Annotated in this window: 21 protein-coding genes; 12 read left to right on the top strand and 9 right to left on the bottom strand. The window is 70.1% G+C overall.

Annotation, left to right across the window (positions count from 1 at the left end):
• The first annotated feature begins 8 nt into the window (after window positions 1–8).
• The 3 genes from AB0J69_RS43240 (at window position 9) to AB0J69_RS43230 (ending at window position 3,433) form a co-directional block, all read left to right on the top strand.
• Window positions 9–1,463: an oligosaccharide flippase family protein gene (locus tag AB0J69_RS43240; RefSeq protein ID WP_364130522.1), complete on the top strand. Its 1,455-nt coding sequence runs from the start codon at window positions 9–11 to the stop codon at window positions 1,461–1,463.
• Window positions 1,450–2,325 (top strand): glycosyltransferase family 2 protein, encoded by an 876-nt coding sequence (locus AB0J69_RS43235; RefSeq protein WP_364130519.1) that lies wholly within the window; start codon window positions 1,450–1,452, stop codon window positions 2,323–2,325. Before AB0J69_RS43240 ends, AB0J69_RS43235 begins: the two co-directional genes overlap by 14 nt.
• Window positions 2,326–2,389: 64 nt before the next feature.
• A complete protein-coding gene (locus AB0J69_RS43230) occupies window positions 2,390–3,433 on the top strand; it encodes a hypothetical protein (protein ID WP_364130517.1) in 1,044 nt (347 codons plus the stop codon).
• Here the strand turns inward: AB0J69_RS43230 and AB0J69_RS43225 are convergent.
• A complete protein-coding gene (locus AB0J69_RS43225) occupies window positions 3,412–4,284 on the bottom strand; it encodes a DUF6492 family protein (RefSeq protein WP_364130515.1) in 873 nt (290 codons plus the stop codon). The genes AB0J69_RS43230 and AB0J69_RS43225 overlap by 22 nt on opposite strands.
• A gap of 146 nt (window positions 4,285–4,430) precedes the next feature.
• Between AB0J69_RS43225 and AB0J69_RS43220 the strand changes: the two genes are divergently transcribed.
• The gene (locus AB0J69_RS43220; protein WP_364130512.1) at window positions 4,431–5,168 is read left to right on the top strand and encodes a hypothetical protein; all 738 of its coding nucleotides are present in this window, start codon (window positions 4,431–4,433) and stop codon (window positions 5,166–5,168) included.
• A 3-nt stretch (window positions 5,169–5,171) separates the two neighbouring features.
• Complete coding sequence (locus AB0J69_RS43215; RefSeq protein WP_364130510.1) at window positions 5,172–6,554, top strand: O-antigen ligase family protein; 1,383 nt, start codon at window positions 5,172–5,174, stop codon at window positions 6,552–6,554.
• Here AB0J69_RS43215 and AB0J69_RS43210 read toward each other — a convergent pair.
• Window positions 6,490–7,041: a dTDP-4-dehydrorhamnose 3,5-epimerase family protein gene (locus AB0J69_RS43210; RefSeq protein WP_364130507.1), complete on the bottom strand. Its 552-nt coding sequence runs from the start codon at window positions 7,039–7,041 to the stop codon at window positions 6,490–6,492. The genes AB0J69_RS43215 and AB0J69_RS43210 overlap by 65 nt on opposite strands.
• 217 nt (window positions 7,042–7,258) lie before the next feature.
• On the opposite strand from AB0J69_RS43210, the gene AB0J69_RS43205 reads away from it, so the two are divergent.
• From AB0J69_RS43205 to AB0J69_RS43195, 3 genes are read left to right on the top strand one after another with little or no spacing between them, the layout of a single operon-like run.
• Window positions 7,259–7,987, top strand: coding sequence for a WecB/TagA/CpsF family glycosyltransferase (locus tag AB0J69_RS43205; protein WP_364130505.1), 729 nt, complete (start codon window positions 7,259–7,261; stop codon window positions 7,985–7,987).
• A 3-nt stretch (window positions 7,988–7,990) separates the two neighbouring features.
• Window positions 7,991–10,054 (top strand): glycosyltransferase, encoded by a 2,064-nt coding sequence (locus AB0J69_RS43200; RefSeq protein ID WP_364130502.1) that lies wholly within the window; start codon window positions 7,991–7,993, stop codon window positions 10,052–10,054.
• Between the two features lie 9 nt (window positions 10,055–10,063).
• Window positions 10,064–11,425, top strand: a complete 1,362-nt coding sequence (locus tag AB0J69_RS43195; RefSeq protein ID WP_364130500.1) for a hypothetical protein — start codon at window positions 10,064–10,066, stop codon at window positions 11,423–11,425.
• Between the two features lie 3 nt (window positions 11,426–11,428).
• Here the strand turns inward: AB0J69_RS43195 and AB0J69_RS43190 are convergent, their stop codons facing one another.
• From AB0J69_RS43190 to AB0J69_RS43165, 6 genes are all read right to left on the bottom strand, one after another.
• Window positions 11,429–12,328 (bottom strand): glycosyltransferase family 2 protein, encoded by a 900-nt coding sequence (locus tag AB0J69_RS43190; protein WP_364130498.1) that lies wholly within the window; start codon window positions 12,326–12,328, stop codon window positions 11,429–11,431.
• 9 nt (window positions 12,329–12,337) lie between these two features.
• On the bottom strand, window positions 12,338–13,237 hold the full coding sequence (locus tag AB0J69_RS43185; RefSeq protein ID WP_364130495.1) for an NAD-dependent epimerase/dehydratase family protein: 900 nt from the start codon (window positions 13,235–13,237) through the stop codon (window positions 12,338–12,340).
• 115 nt (window positions 13,238–13,352) lie between these two features.
• A complete protein-coding gene (locus tag AB0J69_RS43180) occupies window positions 13,353–14,399 on the bottom strand; it encodes a 2-oxoacid:ferredoxin oxidoreductase subunit beta (RefSeq protein ID WP_364130492.1) in 1,047 nt (348 codons plus the stop codon).
• The gene (locus AB0J69_RS43175) at window positions 14,392–16,236 is read right to left on the bottom strand and encodes a 2-oxoacid:acceptor oxidoreductase subunit alpha (protein ID WP_364130489.1); all 1,845 of its coding nucleotides are present in this window, start codon (window positions 16,234–16,236) and stop codon (window positions 14,392–14,394) included. The genes AB0J69_RS43180 and AB0J69_RS43175 overlap by 8 nt, the downstream gene beginning before the upstream one ends.
• A 125-nt stretch (window positions 16,237–16,361) precedes the next feature.
• Window positions 16,362–16,451, bottom strand: coding sequence for a putative leader peptide (locus tag AB0J69_RS43170; RefSeq protein WP_311132193.1), 90 nt, complete (start codon window positions 16,449–16,451; stop codon window positions 16,362–16,364).
• A 33-nt stretch (window positions 16,452–16,484) separates the two neighbouring features.
• Window positions 16,485–17,966, bottom strand: coding sequence for a polysaccharide deacetylase family protein (locus AB0J69_RS43165; protein ID WP_364130487.1), 1,482 nt, complete (start codon window positions 17,964–17,966; stop codon window positions 16,485–16,487).
• Window positions 17,967–18,087: 121 nt separating this feature from the next.
• On the opposite strand from AB0J69_RS43165, the gene ndhC reads away from it, so the two are divergent.
• From ndhC to nuoH, 4 genes are all read left to right on the top strand, one after another.
• Window positions 18,088–18,459, top strand: coding sequence for an NADH-quinone oxidoreductase subunit A (gene ndhC / locus AB0J69_RS43160; protein ID WP_364130486.1), 372 nt, complete (start codon window positions 18,088–18,090; stop codon window positions 18,457–18,459).
• Between the two features lie 233 nt (window positions 18,460–18,692).
• A complete protein-coding gene (locus AB0J69_RS43155) occupies window positions 18,693–19,172 on the top strand; it encodes an NADH-quinone oxidoreductase subunit B family protein (RefSeq protein ID WP_364130624.1) in 480 nt (159 codons plus the stop codon).
• Window positions 19,169–19,708: an NADH-quinone oxidoreductase subunit C gene (locus AB0J69_RS43150; RefSeq protein ID WP_364130483.1), complete on the top strand. Its 540-nt coding sequence runs from the start codon at window positions 19,169–19,171 to the stop codon at window positions 19,706–19,708. The genes AB0J69_RS43155 and AB0J69_RS43150 overlap by 4 nt, the downstream gene beginning before the upstream one ends.
• Window positions 19,701–20,642, top strand: coding sequence for an NADH-quinone oxidoreductase subunit NuoH (gene nuoH / locus AB0J69_RS43145; RefSeq protein WP_364130480.1), 942 nt, complete (start codon window positions 19,701–19,703; stop codon window positions 20,640–20,642). Before AB0J69_RS43150 ends, nuoH begins: the two co-directional genes overlap by 8 nt.
• A gap of 759 nt (window positions 20,643–21,401) precedes the next feature.
• On the opposite strand, the gene AB0J69_RS43140 is transcribed toward nuoH, so the two are convergent.
• Window positions 21,402–21,770 (bottom strand): nuclear transport factor 2 family protein, encoded by a 369-nt coding sequence (locus AB0J69_RS43140; RefSeq protein ID WP_364130478.1) that lies wholly within the window; start codon window positions 21,768–21,770, stop codon window positions 21,402–21,404.
• Window positions 21,771–22,110: the final 340 nt, after the last annotated feature.

The following is a 22,110-nucleotide window of genomic DNA, read 5'->3' as shown; positions in this document are numbered from 1 at the left end:
AGGCGGGAATGAACGACAACGTCGAATCCATCGGCCGCAAGGCGGGTCGTGGACTGCGATGGAGCCTCCTCGGGAACACGGTGACCAAGGCGGCCTCCTTCGTCATGAGCCTGGTGCTCGCGCGCCTCCTCGCGCCCGGGGACTTCGGTATATACGCGGTCGCCCTGGCGGCCACGCAGTTCGTCATGGTCGTCAAGGACGCGGGCATCATGGCCGCCGTCATCCAGTGGCGGGGGCGGCTCGACGAGATCGCGCCCACCGCCACGGTGCTCGCGTTCTTCTTCGCCTCCGGGCTCTACGGGCTGTTCTGGGCGGGGGCTCCGTACTTCTCCGCGCTGGCCGGCAGCGAGGAGGCGACCGGCGTCGTGCGGCTGCTCACCGCGGTCATCCTGGTCGAGGCGGTGACCGCGGTGCGCAGCGCCGCGCTGATGCGCGAGTTCGCGCAGGACAAGCTGGCCATCGCGAACCTGGCCGGCTTCGCCGTCAACGCCGCCCTGGCCATCACGCTGGCCGTGGGCGGCGCGGGCGCCTACAGCTTCGCGTGGGGCCAGCTGGCCGCGTCCGTGGTCACGGGCGTCATCGTTCTCGCCCTGGCCAGGATGCCCTTCGTGTACGGCTTCGACCGGGCCGTGGCCGGCCGGCTGCTGCGCTTCGGCCTGCCGTCCGCGGCCGGGTTCGGCCTGGAGGCCGTGCTGATGAACTCCAGCTTCGTCGTCGTGGGCGCCGTGCTCGGCGAGGAGCAGCTCGGCTACTACCTGCTCGCCTTCAACGTCTCCAGCTGGGTGCCCGGGCTGATCGGCACGGCGTTACGCTACGTCTCCCTGCCCAGCTTCTCCCGCCTGGCCGAGGAGGGCGACTCGCTGTCGGAGGGCGTGCGGCGATCCGTCCCGCTGCTGCTGTCCTTCGTGCTGCCCGTGGCGCTGGTCATGGCCACGCTCGCGCATCCGCTCGTCGCGTTCCTCTACGAGCCCCGCTGGGACCCGGCGGCGGGGGTGCTGCGCTTCCTGGCCGTCGTCATGGTCGTGCGCATGATCACGTCGTTCCTGGCCACGGACATCCTCATCTCGATCGGCGCGACCAAGAGCACGGTCTGGCTCAACCTCGTCTGGGCGGTCGCGCTGCTGCCCGCGCTGCTGGCCGGCGCGCACTACGGCGGCATCAGGGGCGCGGCCGTCGGCCACGCCGTCGTGGCCGTCCTCGTCGCGCTGCCGCTGAGCGTGCTGCTGCTGCACCGGCACGGCGTACGCGTCAAGCCGATCCTGCCCGGGCTGGTCCGCCCCGCGCTGGCGACGCTGGGGGCCGGCCTGCTCATGGTGCTGTTCACCGGGACGTTCGAGGGCGACCCGCTGCTCGAACTCCTCGTCGTCGGCGGGTCAGGGCTGCTGGTCTTCGCGCTGCTCGCCACGCCGCCGGCGACACTCAGACGACTGCTGAACCAAGGGAGGGCCCATGCCCGGCTCTGAACTGGTCTCGATCGCACTGCCGGTACGCAACGGCGCCGAACGGCTGGAAGGCGTGGTCGAATCGGTGCTCGCGCAGGACCACGGGCACCTGGAGCTGGTCATCTCGGACAACGCCTCCACCGACGGCACCGAGGAGCTGTGCAGGGACCTGGCCGCCGGCGACCGCCGGATCGTCTACCACCGGCACCCGCACAACGTCGGCCTGCTGAACAACTTCATGCACGCCGCGCGGATCTCCAAGGGCGCTTTCGTGCGCTGGATCGGCGACGACGACCGGCTGGACCCGGCCTGCCTCTCGCGGGCCATGGCGGCCTTCGCGGCCGACGAGCGGATCATCCTGGTCACCACCCAGGTCGGCTACACCGGGCCCGACGGGGTGACCAGGACCAGCCCGTACGAGGGCACGGGCCTGGGCTCGGACGACCCCGTGGAGCGCCTCTCCGAGCTGCTCCGGCTGCTCAACGAGAGCCCGCTGCTGATGGACCCGCTCTACGGGCTGCTGCGGCGTGGCCCGGCGACCGAGATCCCGCGGCGGAACATGCTGCGCGAGGACGAGGTCTTCGCCGCCAAGCTCGCGCTGGCCGGCCCGTGGGCGCACGTGCCCGAGGTGCTGGCGTACCGCAACACGCGGGTCGAGCGGATCGCGGGCGTCGCCCGCCGGCTCGACGTGCCGCCCTGGCAGGCCCGCCTGGCCAACACGCTCCAGCTGCGCGAGCTGTTGCGATGGGTGGCGGAGGCGGAGCTCACGCCGGAGCGGCGCCGCCGGGCGCGGTCCGCCGTGGTGCGCATGTACGCGCGCCGCCAGCGCCGTACGGTCGCGCACCGGAGCCGGAAATTGCTGGCAATGGCACGGCTGGTGTAACACGTCCAGTGAACAGCGCGATTTCCTGTTTGTACCGGTACAACGCTGACGGGGGCAAATAATAGTGGGCTTCTGGAAGACTATTTTCGGTCTGGCCAGGAAGAGAGCCGTCGGGATCCCCATCGCACTGGCCACGATCGGGCTGGCCCTGGCCGCGTACTTCCTGCTGCCCAGCCGCTACGTGTCCACGGCCTCCATGGTCCTCACCATCCCCGCCACCGGCGGGACGCTGGAGACCGAGCCGTTGCGCAAGCCGGGGCTGACCAATCCGCTGCTGCAGTTCAGCGACGCGCTGCGGACCACGGCCGGCATCCTCATCCTGTCCACGAACACCGAGGACGTGGCCGCCGAGATCGGTGCCCCCGAGGGCGGGCCCACCACCCTGACCATCAACGACGGCCGGACCAATCCGGACCTGCTGAGCATCAGCACCAACGGGCCGTTCATCTACCTGGAGGTGGAGAGCACCTCTCCCGGTACGGTCCAGGAGGTCATGATCAAGGCGCAGCGCCGGGTGCGGGTGGAGCTGGCCACCTGGCAGACGGCTCTGGGCGCGCCGATCAGCACGCACATCGGCATCCTCGACGTGATGCCCGCCTCCGTGCCCAGGCTCGTCATCCAGGACCGGCTGATGGCGACGGCGGGCGGCGGACTGCTCGGCGTGGTCGGCGGGTTCGGCGTGGCCTACGGATACCAGCGGCTGCGAGGGGCCCGCGACGCCACCGCCGAGCCGGACGGGCAGCCCGAGCGCGTGCTCGACCCTGTGCTCGACCCTGTGCTCGACCCTGTGCTCGAGCCTGTGCTGGAAGCGACGCCGGAGCCTGAATCCGCGCCCGAGCCGGTGACCGTGATCGCGCCCGACCTCGACGCGGACCCCATGCAGGGGACGCTGGTCAAGTTCGGCCACGGTCCGGTGCGCAAGGGCGAGGCGGGCAAGGCCGTCGAGGAGCCCGCGCGCGTGGCGGAAGTGGTCGTGGGCAACGGTGTCAAGGCGCCGCTGGGGACGCTGGCGGAGTTCCCGCCGGACGGCCCGGAACTGGGCGACGCGGACACCCAGACCTTCCCGGCGATCAAGCCGGACGACGATCAGCCGGACCCGGCCACCTGAGCGCAGCGGCGGATGGCGGCCGTCCTGGCCTCCATCGGCGTGTGCGACTTGGCGGAGATCATCATGCCGACCGCCTCGGGCGGCAGGCGGTCGGCGAAGGCGAGGGCGCCGGCCTGGTCCAGCGGGTTGGTGTCCCACATGAAGTGGCAGAGCGTGTTGTTGACCGGGGCCGGGGTCTCCAGCAGCTCGTCCGCGTACACGCCGTAGCAGATGAACTCCGAGACCTGCAGGTGCGCGGCGAAGGCGTCGATCCAGGGCCGGCCGGTGGTTTCGGCGATCCGCTGCTGCATCGCCCTGACGACGGCCGGGTCCCAGCACGCCAGCGAGCTGACGTAGTCCGGCTTCGGCAGCGCGGGTGAGGCCGGCAGGCCGAGCAGCGCGCGGGCGACCCGGTGCCAGGTGACGTGGTCGGGCATGCCCTCGTGCACCCCGTCGCCGACCCGGTACAGGCAGACCTGGCCGTCCCGTACGAACAGGTCGGGGGTGGCCGGGCGGACCAGGACCACGTCGGAGTCGGCCACCAGCACCACCTTCGACTCCAGCCGCGCGGCGACGGCCATCTTGGCCACCTGCTGCATGATCCAGCCGCGCAGCGGCGGCCACGGCCGGGCCGCGTTGACCCACAGCCCGACGCCGGGCAGCCGGAGGATGCGGCGCGGCAGGATCTCCGGATACGTCCAGATCCGGCAGCGCGGCCCGGCGTAGCCGGCGAACAGCGCCCGGTCGGACGGCGAGATCACCACGTGGTGCACGGTGTCGTCGGAGGTGAACTCCAGGACGGATCGGTGCAGATGGGCGAAGAGTTCGGCGTCGGGTCCGTACGTGGGCGTAACGATGGCCAAAGAACTCATGAAGACGGTCTCCAGTTTCCCCCGCGCAGCGCGATGCGCCTTCTGGCCTCCTTATCGTGATGGTTTGGGTGGTGTTACAGGGATTTATGTAACGCTCCACCCCGCTCCGCACGACATGTATGAGGCGGGAAGAACGTGGAGGGCGCGTGGATTTCTGGGGGACCATCCTCGTCCTGATCCGGCGATGGTACGTCGCGGTGCCGGCCTTTCTGCTGGCCATGGGCGCGGCGTTCTTCGCCTACTCCACGATCCCCATCACCTACAGCACCGAGGCGGTGCTCGTCCTGACCGCGCCCACCAGCGGCGGCGTCACGCCGGGCGACCCGGACGCGCCGATTCCCCGGGTGAACCCGCTGCTGAACTTCGAACACGGGCTGAGCGTGGCTTCCTCGATACTGATCAGCGTCATGAGCACCCCCGACATGGTGGCCGAAATGGGCGTCAAGGTCGACGGCGATCCCGCGTACGCGGTCACCAACGGCACCAACAACCTGGAGTCGCTGGCCACGGGCCCGCTGGTGTTCGTCAAGGGCGAGAGCACCAGGCCGGAGGCGGCCACCGCCATCGCGCTGAAGGTCATGGACCGGGTGGCGAAGGAGCTGGAGCTGCGCCAGAAGCAGGTGCACGCGCCCGCGGAGACGTTCATCACGATCAGGGCGGCCGTGCCGCCGACCACGCCGACCCCGCAGTACGGCAGGAAGCTGCGCTCGTCGGCGGCCGCGCTCGGCCTGGGGGCGATCGGCGCGCTGTGCGCCGCCTTCGCCGCCGACAACCTGGCGGGCCCGCTGCGCGCCTACCAGGCCCGCAGGGCCCGGCGCGGACGGCCGGGGGACACCGCCGAGCCGAAGGCCGGGGAACTGGCCACGGCCGAGCGGGGGACGTGACCGGTGGCGCTCAAGCTGCCCGGCAGGAGCCTGCCCGCGCTCGCCGACGCTCCCGCGCCGGGACGCGCCGACGGCGCGACCGTCGCGGCGGTGTTCGCCGTGGTGCTGATGATCGTGCCCGCCCGGCTGGTGCTCAGGCTGCTGCCGCTCTCCCTCACCCCCGCCAACATCGTGAGCCTGGGGGCGGCGCTGCTGTGGTTGTGCGCGCAGCTCACGCTCACGCTGGGGGTGGCCAAGGGACGCACGCCCGTACGCACGGCGCTGTTCGCCTACTTCACCGCCATGGTGGCCACCTACGGCTTCACCACCGCCGGATTCCTGGAGTCCGACGAGCTCAACATGGCCGACCACGCCTTCGTGCTGATCATCGCCTCGGTCGGCATCGGGCTCACGGTCTGCGACGGGGTCCGCGGGTTCCGCCGCCTGGACTTCCTGCTCAAGACCGTCGTGGTCGCCGGCACGGTCATGTCGCTGATCGGGGCCTTCCAGTTCCTGCTCTCCATCGACCTGACGACGTACCTGGAGCTGCCGATCCTCCGCTACACCAGCGAGGACACCTTCGTCCTCGAACGCGCGGAGCTGCGCCGGGTGGCCGCCACCGCCGGCCATCCCATCGAGTTCGGCGTCACCTGCGCCATGATCCTGCCGCTGGGCGTGCACCTGGCCACCAAGGCACGCCTGCGGGGGCAGCCCGCGCTGCGCTGGTGGGTGTGCACGCTGCTGATCGGGTGCGGGCTCATGTTCTCGGTGTCGCGCTCGGCCATGCTGAGCCTGGCGGTGGTCGGCGCGGTGCTGTTCGCCGGCTGGCCGGCGCGGCGCCGCGTGCAGGCGCTGATCGTGGCCGCCGGGTTCCTCGTGGTCATCAGGTTGGCCGCGCCCGGCCTGATCAACGCCATCCTGGGGCTGTTCACCAACCTGGGCTACGACCCGAGCATCCAGTACAGGACGCACGACTACGCGGTCGCCTCCCAGGAGATCGGCCGGCACTTCTGGCTCGGCCGCGGCATGGGCACCTGGTACGCCCCCAAGCACCAGATCTTCGACAACCAGTACATCCTGTCCATGGTGGAGACCGGGCTGTTCGGCACCCTGACCTTCGCCGGGCTCTTCGTGGTCGCCTTCTACTCGGCGCTCAAGGCCAGATACCTGAGCGCCGACCCCGGTGTCCGCGACCTCGGGCTCACCATCGCCGCCTGCCTGGTCGTGCCCCTCGTCGGGTCGTTCACCTTCGACCTGATCGCGTTCGCGACGGCGACCGGGCTGTCGTTCCTCCTGGTCGGCGCGGCCGGAGCGCTGTTGCGGGCCGCCCGGGCCGAGCAGGTCAGCCCAGGCCCAGCCGGCGGCACAGCTCCGCCCACGAGCCCGCCGCCAGATCCCGCGCGCTGACCCCGGCGGCGGGCAGCGGCCAGTCCACCCCCAGCTCGGGATCGTCGTAGCGCACCGAGAGGTCCTCGGCGGGATCGTGCGCACGGTCGATGCGGTAGCAGGTGTCGACGGGGTCGGTGAGCGACTGGAAGCCGTGCAGCAGCCCCGGGGGGACGTAGAGCGTGACGAAGCTCTCGTCGTCCAGCGTCACCGCCATCGTCTTGCCGAACGTGGGAGAGCCGGGCCGGGCGTCCACCAGGACGTCGTACATGGCGCCGCGGGCGCACCTGACGAGCTTGGCCTCACCCCGCCCCGAGCGGCCGTGCAGGCCGCGGACGACGCCGCGGCGCGAGCGGGACTGGCTGTCCTGGATGAAGGACTCCGGTGTCAGGCCCGCCTCCCTGGCGACGGCGGTGTCGAAGGTGCGCGTGAACAGCCCGCGGTCGTCGCGGTGGGGGGACGGCACGAACAGCAGCACCCCGTCGAGCGCGCCATGCTCTACTCTCATGCCCCCTATATATTCCATGCCGAGCCATCAAATAGGGCGTTTTCTCAGCGTCTTTCACTGTTAACCCCAGCGGACGTAACAAGCCTCCTATATCGCCCGATTACCCGTTGGAACAGGGGCATTCGAGCGATCGGAAGCTGGGGGCGATCGTATTTCCGCGGATCATGCCTTACCCTCGGCTGCTTCGGCCCGGGTACGGGTCGGCGCGATCGACGTGATGGTGATCACGGAGACGGAGCTGGCCGACAAGGTGGCGGCCGGCTGGCGGGCCGGTCAGGGCGGTTGGATCGTGACAGCCAACGTCGACATCGTCCGCGCGGCCACCCGCGACCCCGAGCTAGCCGCGCTGGTCGGCCAGGCCCAGGTGGTGGTGGCCGACGGCATGCCCGTGGTGTGGGCCGGCCGGCTGGCGGGCGCGGACATCCGGGAGCGGGTGACCGGCGCCTCCCTCGTGTTCACCCTGTCGGAGCGGGCCGCGGCGGAGGGCCGCTCCGTGTTCCTGCTCGGCGGTGACGAGGGTGTGCCCGAGGAGGCGGGGCGCGTGCTGGCGGAGCGGTATCCGGGTCTGCGGGTGGCGGGCGCGTACTCGCCTCCGTACGGATTCGACGCCGACCCGCGGCACCTGCGGGAGGTCGCCGAGCGCGTGAGTGCCACCGCGCCCGACCTCGTGCTCGTCGGCCTCGGCTTCCCCAAGCAGGAACGGATGATCGCGACGCTGCGCGCGCAGCTGCCGGCCGCCTGGCACCTGGGCTGCGGAGCGGGCATCCCGATGGCCGCCGGCCAGTTCAGCCGCGCCCCGGCGCTCCTGCAGCGCAGCGGCGGCGAGTGGCTGCACAGGCTCGTGCTCGAACCGCGCCGCCTGGCCCGCCGCTACCTGGTCCACGACATGCCCTTCGCCCTGCGCCTGCTGGTCCAGAGCCTGCGCATCCGCCTGCGGGAAAGGTGAACGATGCTAGCGGTAGTGATCGTCACGTATCACAGCGCCGAGGTGGTCGCCGACTGCCTGAAGTCGGTCCGGCTGGCCCTCCGTGACCAGGGCCCGGCCCGGGTCATCGTGGTCGACAACGCCTCGGCCGACGACACGGTCAAGCTGGTACGCCAGGTCGACCCGGCCGCCGAGATCGTCCAGTTGGAACGTAACAGCGGCTTCGCGGCCGGGGTGAACGCCGGCATCGCCGCGGCGGCGGGCTGCGACGTGCTGGTGCTCAACCCGGACATCCGGCTCGACCTCGACGCCGTCGCCCGGCTGCGGGAGACGCTGGCCGTACCGGGGACCGGCATCGCCGTGCCCGAGCTCACCGGCGAGGACGGCAGCCTGGACCTCTCGCTGCGCCGGCGGCCCACCGTGCTCAGAGCCGTCGGCGAGGCCCTGCTCGGCGGCCCGCGCGCGGGCCGGTTCGCCCCCTTGGGGGAGCTGGTGGTGGATCGCTCGCGCTACGCCCGCGAGGGCACGGCCGACTGGGCCACGGGAGCCGCGTGGCTGGTCTCCCGTGCGTGCCTGGACGCGCTCGGCCCCATGGACGAGCGGTACTTCCTGTACTCGGAGGAGACCGAGTACATGCTCCGGGCCGGGGACCGCGGCTTCGCCGTCCGCTACCAGCCCCGGGCGCGGGCGGTGCACCTCGGCGGTGCGCAGCAGACGTCGGGCACGTTGTGGGCGCTGTCGTCGGCCAACCGGGTCCGGCTGCACCGCGAGCGGCACGGGAGGCTCCGAGGGCTGGCCATGCGCGCGGCGGTGCTGCTCAACGAGGGGCTGCGGGCGCTCGCCAAGGGTCGCGTACGCGGCCACCGGCACCGGCTGGCGCTGCGTGCCCTGCTCACCCTGCCGCGATGGCCGACCACGCCGACCACGCCGGCGCCGCCCGGCTACGTCTGCTTCTCCGCCCAGGACTGGTGGTACCACAACCGGGCCCACTCCGACTTCCAGCTCATGCGCTCGGTGGCCGGGCGGCGGAAGGTGCTGGTGGTCAACAGCATCGGCATGCGGATGCCGACGCCGGGCAGGACGACCCAGCCGCTGCGCCGGATCGGCCGCAAGCTGCGCAGCGTGGCCAAGTTCGTCCGCAGGCCGATGCCCGACTTCTACGTCATGTCCCCGCTGCCGCTGCCCTTCTACGGCTCGCCCCTGTTACGGCGGGTCAACGCCGTGCTCGTACGCGCCCAGGTACGCGTCGTGTGCCGGGCGATCGGGCTGACCGAACCCGTGATCATGGTGACCATCCCCACCGCCTGGGACGTGGTCCGGCCGATGCGCAGGCGGGCGCTGCTGTTCAACCGGTCGGACCGGCACTCCGCGTTCCCCGAGTCGGACACCGGGACGATCCAGGGGCTGGAGGAGGCCCTGCTGCGCCGCGCCGACCACGTGCTCTACGTCAGCGGGGCGCTGATGGCCGAGGAGCGCCACCTCACCGGCGACCGGGCCCACTTCCTCGACCACGGCGTCGACCTGGAGCACTTCACCAGGAGGGACCGGCTGCCCGCCGACCTGGCGGACATCCCCGGGCCGCGCGTGGGCTTCTTCGGCGCGCTCGACGACTTCGTGGTGGACTTCGACCTGCTGGAGCGGATCGCGGCGGACCTGCCCGACGTGTCCCTGGTGCTCATCGGCGACGCCACCGTGCCGATGGAGCGGCTCACCGAACATCCGAACGTCCACTGGCTGGGCTTCCGCCCCTACGAGGACATCCCGGCGTACGGGTCGGGGTTCGACGTGGCGATCATGCCGTGGCTGGACAACGCGTGGATCCGGCACGCGAACCCGATCAAGCTCAAGGAGTATCTGGCGCTCGGCCTCCCCGTGGTGAGCACGGACTTCGCGGAGCTCGCGAACTATACTGATCGGGTCAGGGCCGTCACCGACCCCGCCGAATTCATCGCGGCCATCCGTTCGACCCTGGACGACGGCGGGCCACGCGAACCCCAAGCGCTGCGCGAGTCCGTGCTCGGCGCGTCGTGGTCATCCCGCGCCGCCGAGCTCATGGCCATGGCCGAAGCGCCGCCAAGCAGAGGCTGAGGAGATTCGATGGGGCGAAAGCTGTCCCTGTTATCCGTGTTCGGCGTCGGGACCCTCGTCCTGGTGCTGGCCTTGCTCTACTTCTATCCCGGCGAGTGGCGTCAGGTCCTGCCGGGTGACGAGCCGACCAGGCCGGTCGGCGGCACGACGGAGCAGCCCGCGACGCCGTCCCGTGGCGCGTCTCTGGAGGCCCTGCCCAGGGTGCCGTGGGAGGGCGGGCCCGCCTACTACGGCAAGTTCGGCGGGATGGCGACCACGGGCTGGACCGACCCCGCGTTCTTCCCCGTCGGCGTCTGGCTGGAGTCGGTCGTCGAGCCCGGGGACGCCGCGGGCGACAAGGCGCTGGGCCTGAACACGTACATGGGCCTGACGAGCACCAGCAGCGCGCAGCGGGTCCGCGAGGGCGGCATGTGGGCGTTCACGGACAAGCCGCTGGACGGCCACGGGGACGAGACGGTCGGCTGGGTGATCGACGACGAGGCCGACATGTGGGCGGGCCCCGGTGACGCGAAATGGACCGGGAACCACCCCGGCGAGGGGCCGCTGTGCGTCCCCGAGGACCAGAGCTGCGGCTACACCGTGCTGACCGAGCAGAAGAAGCGGCTGCCGAAGGACGGCCGCCTGCACTACGCCAACTTCGGCAAGGGCGTCATCATCTGGGAGAACGACCAGCAGGCCGGCCGGTTCGTCAACGACTACACCGACGTCACCTCGGCCGACGTCTACTGGTACACCAGCGAGGGCATCTGCCAGGACGCCAAGAACTACATCAACGTGCCCCTCGACAAGTGCCGGCGGGCGGCCAACTACGGCATGATCATCGAGAAGCTCCGCCGGCTGGACGCCCTCGACAAGCAGTTGCAGCCCGTCTACGCGGTCGTGGAGGTGGGCTGGCCGGGCGTCGACGACAAGCGCACGATCGAGCCGGACGAGCTGGCCGGCGCCGTGATGAGCTCGCTCATCCACGAGGCCCGCGGGATCCTCTACTTCAACCACAACTTCGGCGGGCCCTGCCAGTCGCAGCACGTGCTGCGCGAGCGCTGCGGCGACCGGATCAGGCCGACGGTCGTCGAGCTGAACAAGCGGATCGCCCAGCTCGCCCCCGTGCTCAACACCCAGTCCTACCGGTACGAGTTCGGCGAGGGCCTGGACACCATGCTGAAGCGGCACGGGGACGCCCTCTACGTCTTCGCCATGCCGGACCGCGACGCCGAACCGGGCACCCGCCGGCTCACCCTGCCCGCCGGGGTCGAGGCGAGCCAGGCCGAGGTCCTCTTCGAAGGGCGCACGGTCCCCATCGACGGGTCCGGACGCTTCAGCGACTCCTTCGCGGCCGAGCACTCCTACCACATCTACAAGATCCCGCTCTGAGCCTCACGGCACGTGCACCCGCCCGGGGCGCAGCAGCGCGGCCAGGCAGGCCCGGGCGACGGCCCGCCCCGCCAGCGCGCGCACGGCCTGGCCGAGCAGCTGGACCGCGTGGTAGGCCGCGCCCGCCGGCCTGCCCCGGCGCCGCCTGAACAGCCTGACCCGGTTGACGGCGAGCAGGGCGGCCAGGGCGGGGTCCGTGCCGCCCGCGCCGCCGATGTGCTCGATCACCGCGCGGGGCTCGTACCAGGTCGTCCAGCCCAGGTCGGCGGCGCGCAGGCAGTATTCGGTCTCCTCGCTGTAGAGGAAGAACGACTCGTCCCACCGGCCGACCGCGCGCAGCGCGGGCACCGAGATCAGCATCGCCGCCCCCGTGGCCCAGGCGTACGAGGCCGGCCGCTCGTACGCGCGCGGGTCGGTGACCACTTCCCCGATCCGCCCCAGCCGCCCCGCCAGCGTGCCGCCCAGCAGCGCCTCCGCCAGCGCCCGGCCCAGCGTGGGCATCCGCCGCAACGACGGCTGGAGCGAGCCGTCGGGGTTGAGCAGCTTGGGCACCGAGATGCCACGGCCGGGCACGCGCAGCGCCTCGGCCAGCGGCGCGATCGAGCCCGGGCGCAGCCGGCAGTCCGGGTTGAGCACGTAGACGGCGTCGAGCGCGTCCAGGTCGAGCGCGTCCAGGCCGGCGTTGACGCCCGCGGCGTAGCCGGCGTTCCTGCCCAGGTCGACGGGGATCACGGGCAGCGCCTCGGCCTGCCGGGCGATGGCCGGCCCGGCGTCGGCCGAGGCGTTGTCGGCCACCACGACCGCGGCCAGCTCCACTCCCTCGGCCGCCGCGGGGAGCGAGGCGAGGCAGCCGGCCAGCACGTCGGCGGAGTTGTAGGTGACGATCACCGCGGCGATGCGCATCGGTGCCCGCTATGACGCCTGCTGGGCGTACCAGGCGACCGTGCGCCGCAGCCCGTCCGCCAGCTCGACGGTGGGCCGCCAGCCGATCAGCTCGAGCGCCGGCCCGAGGTCGGCCACCTGCGTGATGTCCAGCGGGCGGTCGGCCACGGCGCCGAAGCCCGGCCGCGCGCCGCCGCCCGCGATCGCGTAGAGGTGCTCGACCAGCTCGCGAACCGACGTCTTCACCCCGGTGCCCACGTCGAAGGACCGCCCGATGGCCCGGTCGTCCTCGGCGGCGGCGACGAAGGCCGTCACCACGTCGTCCACGTAGACCCAGTCGGCCACCTTGGCGCCGCTGGTCAGGCGCGGCTCCTCGCCGCGCAGCAGCGCCCGCGTCACGTACGGCACCAGCTTCGCCGTGTCCCGCTGCGCCGGCCCGTACACCATGGACGGGCGCAGGACCGTGCACGGCAGCCCCCACAGCCGGTGGTAGAGGTCGGCGTAGCCGGACGCCGCGCTCTTGGCCATCGCGTACGGCGACGGCGCGGCGGCCTGCCCGTTGCCCGGCCGGGGCTCCTCGATCGAGCCCGCCAGCACCATGCGGCATCCGTGCCGCACGGCGGCCGTCAGCAGGTTGACCGTGCTCTGCAGGTTGCCGGCGAGCGTGACCGGGACCACCTGCGGGTCCCTGGCGCCGTTGACCTCGCTGGCCAGGTGGAAGACGACGTCGGGGGCCAGCGCGCCGAGCAGCTCGGCCGTCGCCTCCTGGTCACGCAGATCGACCTGATGCCACCGCACCGCGCCGTCCGCCGCCGGCCTGCGGCTCACCGCGTGGACGTCGGCCTCCAGCGCGGCCAGGCGCGTGACGAGATGCCCACCGATGAAGCCCGAGGCCCCCGTCACCAGGGCCCGCCTGCCCTTCCATGCCATGAGCACTCCCCCCGTGGTCACTGGTGCATCCCCGTCCGGCCATGGCCTGTTACACGGATGCGGAAACACGAACGCCGCCGCCCGAGCGGGCGGCGGCGTCAGGTGCGCGGGTGAGTCAGCCGATGCGCCAGGTGTCGCCACCCAGCAGCAGCTCCTCCAGGTCGCCGGGACCCTTCTGGGCCACGGCCTCCTCCAGCTGCTCGGCCATGAGCACGTCGTAGGCCGGGCGGTCGACCTGGCGGAAGATGCCGATCGGCACGTGCTCGAACGCCGGCTCGTCGAGCCTGCTGAGCGCGAAGGCCACCGACGGGTCGGGGTTGTGGGCGTCGTGCACGAGGATCTGGTCCTCGCTCACGCCGTCGCGGGCCACGACCTGGATGCCGCCGCTCGGCGCGCGTACGACGGCCTTCGAGGCGCTCACGATCGGCTGCCCGTGCTCCAGCCGCAGCGTGATGTCGTCGCGGACCTCGGGGTCCTTGAGCTGCTCGAAGGCGTTGTCGTTGAAGATGTTGCAGTTCTGGTAGATCTCCACCAGCGACGTGCCGCGGTGCTCGGTCGCCTGGCGCAGCACTGACTGCAGGTGCTTGCGGTCGGAGTCGATGGTCCTGGCCACGAACGACGCCTCGGCGCCGATGGCCAGCGAGATCGGGTTGAACGGCTTGTCCAGCGAGCCCATCGGGGTCGACTTGGTGATCTTGCCGACCTCGGAGGTGGGGGAGTACTGGCCCTTCGTCAGGCCGTAGATCCTGTTGTTGAACAGCAGGATGTTCAGGTTGACGTTGCGGCGCAGCGCGTGGATCAGGTGGTTGCCGCCGATGGACAGCGCGTCGCCGTCACCGGTGATCACCCAGACGCTGAGGTCGGGGCGGGAGGCCGCCAGCCCGGTGGCGATCGCCGGCGCCCGGCCGTGGATGGAGTGGAACCCGTAGGTGTTCAGGTAGTACGGGAACCGCGAGGAGCAGCCGATGCCGGAGACGAACACGATGTTCTCGCGCTTGAGCCCCAGCTCGGGCAGGAAGCTCTGCACCGCGGCCAGGATCGCGTAGTCACCGCACCCCGGGCACCAGCGCACCTCCTGGTCGGACTTGAAGTCCTTGAGGCTCTGCTTTACGTTGGTCTTCGGGATGAGCGACAAGCCCTTCCCGTTCACCAGCTCAGTCACTGTCGATCACGTCCTGGATGACTCCGGCCAGCTCCTCGGCCTTGAACGGGAGCCCGCGCACACGGTTGTAGCTGATCACGTCGACGAGGTATCTCGCGCGCAGCAGCAGGGCGAGCTGACCGAGGTTGATCTCGGGCAGCAGGACCTTGTCGTAGCGCTTGAGGATCTCGCCGGTGTTGGCGGGCAGCGGGTTGAGGTGGCGCAGGTGGGTCTGGGCGACCACGCCGCCCTGCCGCCTGATGCGCCGTACGGCCGCGGCGATCGGCCCGTACGTCGAGCCCCAGCCGAGGACGAGCACCTTCGCGTCACCGCTGGGGTCGTCGACCTCCAGGTCGGGCACGTCGATGCCGGCGATCTTGGCGGCCCGCGTGCGGACCATCAGGTCGTGGTTGTTCGGGTCGTAGGAGATGTTGCCGGTGCCGTCGGCCTTCTCGATGCCGCCGATGCGGTGCTCCAGCCCGGGCGTGCCGGGGATGGCCCACGGGCGGGCGAGGGTCTCGGTGTCACGCTTGAAGGGCAGGAACTCGCCGTCCTCGCCGTTGGGCTCAGTCGTGAATTCCTGCGAAATGTCGGGCAAGTCCGAAATCTCGGGCAGGCGCCACGGCTCGGAGCCGTTGGCCAGGTAGCCGTCCGAGAGCAACATGACCGGAGTGCGGTATTTGACGGCGATCCTGGCCGCCTCGACCGCCGCGTCGAAGCAGTCGCTCGGCGACATCGGCGCCACGATCGGCACCGGCGACTCGCCGTTGCGGCCGAACATGGCCATCAGCAGGTCGGTCTGCTCGGTCTTGGTCGGCATGCCGGTGCTCGGCCCGGCCCGCTGCACGTCCACGATGATCAAAGGCAGCTCGGTGGTGACCGCCAGGCCGACGGTCTCCGCCTTCAGCGCCACACCCGGGCCACTCGTCGTGGTCACGCCGAGCGCGCCGCCGAACGCGGCCCCCAGCGCCGCGCCGACACCCGCGATCTCGTCCTCCGCCTGGAAGGTGCGGATCCCGAAGCGCTTGTGCTTCGACAGCTCGTGCAGGATGTCGCTGGCCGGGGTGATCGGATATGACCCCAGGAACAGCGGCAGCTTCGACTGCACGGCCGCGGCGATCAATCCGTAGGCCAGCGCCTGGTTGCCGGAGATGTTGCGATAGACGCCCGGTGCCAGCTGCGCGGGCTTGACCTCGTACGAGACCGAGAACGACTCGGTCGTCTCGCCGAAGTTCCAGCCTGCCTGGAAGGCCGCGATGTTGGCCTTGGCGAGGTCGGGCTTCTTGGCGAACTTCTGCTCGAGGAACTTGACGGTCTGCTCGGTCGGCCGGTGGTAGAGCCACGAGAGCAGGCCGAGGGCGAACATGTTCTTCGACCGCTCGGCGTCCTTCTTGGACAGGTCGAAACCTTCGAGGGCCTTCACGGTGAGCGAGGTCAGCGGCACCGCGTGCACCCGCCACTCGCTCAGCGACTCGTCCTCCAGCGGGTTGGCGGTGTAGCCGACCTTCTGGAGGTTGCGCTTGGTGAACTCGTCGATGTTCGCAATGATGTCCGCGCCCCTGGGCAGGTCGCCCAGATTGGCCTTGAGCGCGGCCGGGTTCATGGCCACGAGCACGTTCGGCGCGTCACCGGGCGTGAGGATGTCGTGGTCGGCGAAGTGGAGCTGGAAGCTCGACACACCGGGCAGGGTCCCTGCGGGCGCGCGGATCTCGGCGGGGAAGTTGGGCAGCGTCGACAGGTCGTTGCCGAACTCAGCCGTACCCGCGGTGAAGCGGTCGCCGGTGAGCTGCATGCCGTCGCCGGAGTCTCCAGCGAATCTGATGATCACGCGGTCGAGTTGCTGGACCTGCTTTGCCACAGCTCAGTCCTCCTCGACGCGCCAATGCGCGGTTGCAGTAGGCGCGTTCTCTGTATCCATGCTAGATCCTCGGAAGGTCACGCGTTTGCATGCCGCGTAAAGCGGGTAAACGCGGTCGGAGTCAGTCAGGGTGAGGTGGGAGAACGACGACACAGCCCGGACGCGAGCCTGCAGAGGTCTACATGCAGGCGGGCGAACAGGACGGTTCGGGTCACGAGCGCCAACTATACGTCCCCCCAACACGTGCGCTACGTCAGGGGCTGCTTACCCGGCAGCTCGTTCCCTGACTTGTACAGGCGTCCGGCCTGCATCCCCGCAGAGCCGTACAACTCAGGAACGGTGACGAAGCTGTAACCCTTCCCGCGCAACCTTTTGAGGATGTCCGGAACCGCATCCACGGTTTCCCGATGAATGTCATGCATGAGAATGATCGCACCTGGATGCGCTTCACGCACGGCCCGGTTCGCGATGTCGTCCTTCTTGCCCCCGAGTTGGTCCCTCGTGTCCACGTCCCACGTGACCAGGGACAGCCCGAGCCGGTGCGCGACGTCGCGCAACTGCTGGTTCACGGCTCCGTACGGCGGCCGGGCCACCGTCGGCGTCTGCCCGATGGCCGCCGCCACCGCGTTCCCGGTCTTCTCCAGCGAGTCGGCGACTTTGCTGCTGGCCTGTTTTGACAGGTCCCTATGTGCCCAGCTGTGATTCGCGACCAGGTGGCCTTCCATGCTCATCCGGCGCAGCAGCGCGGGCTGGGCGGCCGCGTTGCTGCCGACCGTGAAGAACGTGGCCCGCGCCCGCTCCTTCGCCAGGCGGTTGAGCAGCTCCCCCGTGTACTGCCCCGGCCCGTCGTCGAACGTCAGCGCCACGCACTTGGCCCGCGTGCAGTCCACGCTGCCGGCCCGGTTGCTGACGGCGTCGGGGCTGGTCGTGGGGGCGAAGTGGGGCCGGTCGCCGGACATCGCGCCCTTGGCCGCCTTCCGTACGCTCTCCTGCGCCTGCCGCCCCAGCCCCGACAGCAGCGGTGCCACCTGCCCGGCCGGCACCGCCACGGCCAGCCGGCCGAGCGAGCACGGCCCGAGCTGGCAGTCGTCGAACTCGACCACGAGGTCCCCGCCGCTGTTGAACGCCATCGAGTCGAACTCGTCCCCGCCCGCCCGCACGATGTCCAGCTCGACCTGGGAGCCGCGCTTCTTGAGCTGCTCCTTGACCAGCGTCGCGAGCCGTTCGAGCGCCGCCTCGCCGGACAGCAGCCCGGTGGAGTCGACGGCCTTGCCCTTGTGGGGATCGAACCAGTAGGTACGCGTGGAGTTGCCCCAGTTGTCGCCGAGGAACTGGCCGGTGCGCAGTCGTACCCCGATGGCCTGCGGCGACGCGGCGGCGAGTTGCCAGTCGACGTTCAGCTCGGGGCGGGGGTACACGGGCTCGTCACCCCTTGTGTAGGCACGGAAGTCGCGGAGCTGCCGTTCGGCCTGTTCGTGCAGGGCCTCGTTGAGCGCGGGGGCGGTGGCCAGGTCCGGGTAGTTGATGTACACATACCGGCTGCTGGTGGAGTCGCCTTCGGTCAGCGTCCTGGTGGACAGACCGATGATGGTCGCCGGGTCGACGAAGTCGATCATCGTCGGCTCTGCCGGGACCATGACGTCCCTCTCGTTGGAGGCGGCGGCAAGACCGCATCCGGAGGCCGAGAGGGCCAGCAGAGCGATTCCGGAGAAGAATCGCGATTTGCGCATGCTTGTCAGGGTATGGGGTTGATCTTACTATTTACCCCGATTTTTGACGATAGGTCCAGAGGCTTTGACCGGGCTGGGTACCTACCGGGGGTTGGCGCTGTTCCTGGGTTACCATCCCCTCATGGACGGCTACTTCGGGTCCTACGTGCTCGTCGCCGCGCTGCTCGCCATCGGTGTCGCCATCGTGGCCGGAGCCATGTTCGCCAACCGTCTCCTCCGCCCCAGCAGGCCCACGGCCGAGAAGCTGACCACGTACGAGTGCGGGGTCGACCCCGTCGGCGACGGCTGGGCGCAGTCGCAGGTCCGCTACTACGTCTTCACGTACCTGTACGTCGTGTTCGCCGTGGACGCCGTCTTCCTGTTCCCCTGGGCCACCGTCTTCGACGCGCCCGGCTACGGGCTGACGACGCTGGTCGAGATGTTCGTCTTCCTCGGCTTCATCGCGCTGGGCATCGTCTACGCCTGGCGCAAGCGGGTCCTGAGCTGGACCTGAGATCGTCACCCGCGCCGCCCGCTCAGCCCTCCACCACCGACCCACCCGCGGGGATTGCTCGGGCCTCGAAACCACCACGCAACCCCCAGATCCCCCCAGATACCACCAACGCCACGTCCTCCCCAGGAAGATTCCTTTGCCTGACCTGTGATCCGCGCAAGAATGGCCATATGGCAGCAACGGATCTCCCGATGCCCACCGTGGGCCCGATCTCGCGGTTGGCCCCGAAACCCATGCGCTTCGTGCTCAACTGGGGCCGCCGTTACTCCCTGTGGGTGTTCAACTTCGGGCTGGCCTGTTGCGCCATCGAGTTCATCGCGACCTCGACGAGCCGCCACGACTTCATCCGCTTCGGCGTGATCCCGTTCGCGAACGGCCCGAGGCAGGCCGACCTCATGATCGTCTCAGGGACGGTCACCGACAAGATGGCCCCGGCCGTGAAGCGCCTCTACGAGCAGATGCCCGATCCCAAATACGTGATCTCGTTCGGCGCCTGCTCCAACACCGGCGGCCCCTACTGGGACTCCTACTGCGTCACCAACGGCGTGGACCAGATCATCCCCGTCGACGTCTACGTCCCCGGCTGCCCGCCCAGACCGGAGGCTCTCCTGTACGGCATCACGAAGCTCCAGGAGAAGATCGCGGGAGAGAAGCTCAGCGACCGCTACGTCTGGTCCCGCTCGCACGCGCAGTCGCAGCCGGAGGAGGCGTGAGCGGGATCGCCGAGCGGTTCGGCGACCGCGCCCAGATCTCCGAGTCGTACGGCGACACCACCGTCGACGTCGCGCCCGCCGACTGGATCGAGCTGCTCACCTACGCCCGCGACGACCTCGGTCACGCCTTCTTCGACTGGCTGACCGGCGTCGACGACCCGCCGGACGCCTTCCTCGTCGTGGCCCACGTCTACAACCCGGTCGCCGGGCGCCGCCTGCTCCTCCGCACCCGCGTGCCCCGCGAGAACCCGCACCTGCCCACCGCCGTGGGCGTCTACCGGGGGGCGAACTGGCACGAGCGCGAGACGTACGAGATGTTCGGCGTGATCTTCGACGGCCATCCCTACCTCGTCCCGCTCCTCCTGCCCGACGGCTTCGAAGGCCACCCGCTGCGCAAGGACTTCATCCTGGCGGCGCGCGTGGCCAAGGCGTGGCCCGGGGCCAAGGAGCCCGGCGAGTCCGGACACGGTGCCCCGAGCCGCCGCAAGACGCTTCCGCCAGGAGTTCCAGCCGACTGGGGGCAACCCGATGCTTGAAGTGGTGCTGAGCTTCGTCGTCATCCTCGTCGTGTTCCTGGTGCTGCCCCTGATCGTGGGCCAGACGGAGCACAAGGTCATGGCCCACATGCAGTCGCGCCTCGGTCCGATGTACGCGGGCGGCTTCCACGGCTGGGCGCAGCTCATCGCCGACGGGGTGAAGTTCGCCCAGAAGGAGGACGTCATCCCGGCCGCGGCCGACCGCCGCATCTTCATGATCGCCCCTGGGGTGGCGCTCGTCCCGTACCTGGTCGTGCTGATCGCCATCCCCATCGACCGCGGTCTCGTGGCCGTCGACCTCGACCTCGGCCTCTTCTTCGTGCTCGCCGTCATGGGCATCGGCGTCCTCGGCTCGATCATGGCGGGCTGGGCCTCGGCCAACAAATACTCGGTCCTCGGCGGGATGCGCTCGGCGGCCCAGCTCATGTCGTACGAACTACCCCTCGTCCTGGCCGCCGCATCGGTCGCCATGGCGGCCGGCACGCTCTCGCTCCCGGGCATCGTCGAGGCCTGGCAGTGGTGGTGGCTGCCGTGGCAGGCCGTCGGCGGCATCGTGTTCTTCCTGGCCGGCCTGGCCGAACTCCGCCGCCCCCCGTTCGACATGCCGATCGCCGAGTCCGAGATCATCATGGGCCCGATGACCGAGTACACCGGCATGCGCTTCGCCCTCTTCATGCTCGCCGAGTACGCCGGGATCGTCGTCCTGTCCTTCCTGACCACCGTCCTGTTCCTGGGCGGCTGGCACGGCCCCTTCCTGCCCGGCTGGCTGTGGACCCTGCTGAAGGTCTTCCTGCTGGCGTTCGTCGTGATCTGGCTGCGCGTCACCTACCCCCGGCTCCGGGAGGACCAGCTCCAGAAACTCGCCTGGGCAGTCCTCGTCCCCCTGGCCCTCGCCCAACTGGCCCTCACCGGCGTGGTCAAGGTCCTCATCTGACCGAAACCACCCGAACACGGCACGTCGTTTTCTTTGGGTTCGTTGCGCTGGCCTTTGGCTTGTTGCGCTGGAGGTGCACCCATCCCACGGGCCGCAACCCTGCCCTGAACGGACACACGCACGTCCCGCCGGACACCCACTCGCCCGGAACGACGGGCTTGCCCCCTGACGCACACCCACTCGCCCCGGACGGTCACCGGCTCACCCCTGCACGAACACGCGCTCACCCATTCTGAACGGACACGCGCTCACTCATCCTGAACGGACACGCGCTCACTCATCCTGAACGGACACGCGCTCACTCATCCTGAACGGACACGCGCTCACTTGCTCGACACGCGCTCGCCTTGGGCGACGTGGGCTCGCCCTGCGTGGATATGGGCGCTTTGGAGGGCCGCAACCGGCTTGCCTTGAGGGACGAGGGATGACCGTGGGCGAGCGAGCGCCCGATCACGTCACGCTCCTCCCCGGCCACTCGTCCCCGACCAGGGCGTGCGCGTGAGACCGGTTCGCCCTCCTGCTCCAAGCAGACGACCGTTGTCCGTTCCAGGTGGACCTGTCGGTAGCGACGCCTGCTGAGCTGCGGTCCGACCAGTACGTGTGCACGCTGGCGGTCCCGGTCGTTCACCTTGACCTCGCAGATTCCAGGCCCTGTGGGAAAGCCTGGCTGCGAAGGCCGTGGTGCTCGCTCCAGATACCAGGCGGCCCAGGCAGGATTGTCGTCGCTGAGCCGGGCAGCCCGTGATCGAACTCCTCCGGTCAGCGGTAGTCGTTCTCCTTCAGCTCGATGACCCAGGCACGACGCTCGGCGATCTTGCCGTCGCGCATGACGAACACCTCGGCCATGGACATGCGCATCTCGCCGCCCGCGACTCGCTTCACCGTCCCGGTGAGCTCCGCCATGACGACATCGCCCTGCTCGACCATGCGCACGACCTCCAGGTGGGGAGGGTCGACGAGTTCGGGCGGGCCGTCGATGGCCCTGTCATAGGCGTCCTTGCCGGTCAGGTGGAAGGCGCCGAAGACGGTCCACTCGATGTCGTCAGTCAGGCAGGACAGGATCTGCTCGTGATCGTTCTCGCGGAAACCGTCCAGGTAGGTGTTGACGGTCTCAATGTTCCGCGACATGTCTGCTCCTTCGCAGCGGGTCTCGTCCATGAGGCGCCGCTGTGCGACCCAGCGGTTCCCTCGCAGGAAGGTCGGAGCGGCCAGAGCGTTTTCGACATCACTTCGACAGGCTGACCCTGAACACCGACACCCATGCCGGCAGGAGTAGAGCGCCGACACGTTCCACCGCGCACAGGACAAGCGGAATCCGTCACCTCAACCCGGACACCGACACGGGGCCCGACACGGGGCCCGACACGGGGTCCGACACGGGGTCCGACACGGGGTCCGACACGGGGTCCGACACGGGGTCCGACACGGGGTCCGACACGGGGTCCGACACGGGGTCCGACACGGGGAC

The organism is Nonomuraea sp. NPDC049709 (assembly GCF_040674815.1).
Lineage (GTDB): Bacteria > Actinomycetota > Actinomycetes > Streptosporangiales > Streptosporangiaceae > Nonomuraea.
This window is presented reverse-complemented; position numbering and strand designations above follow the sequence as displayed.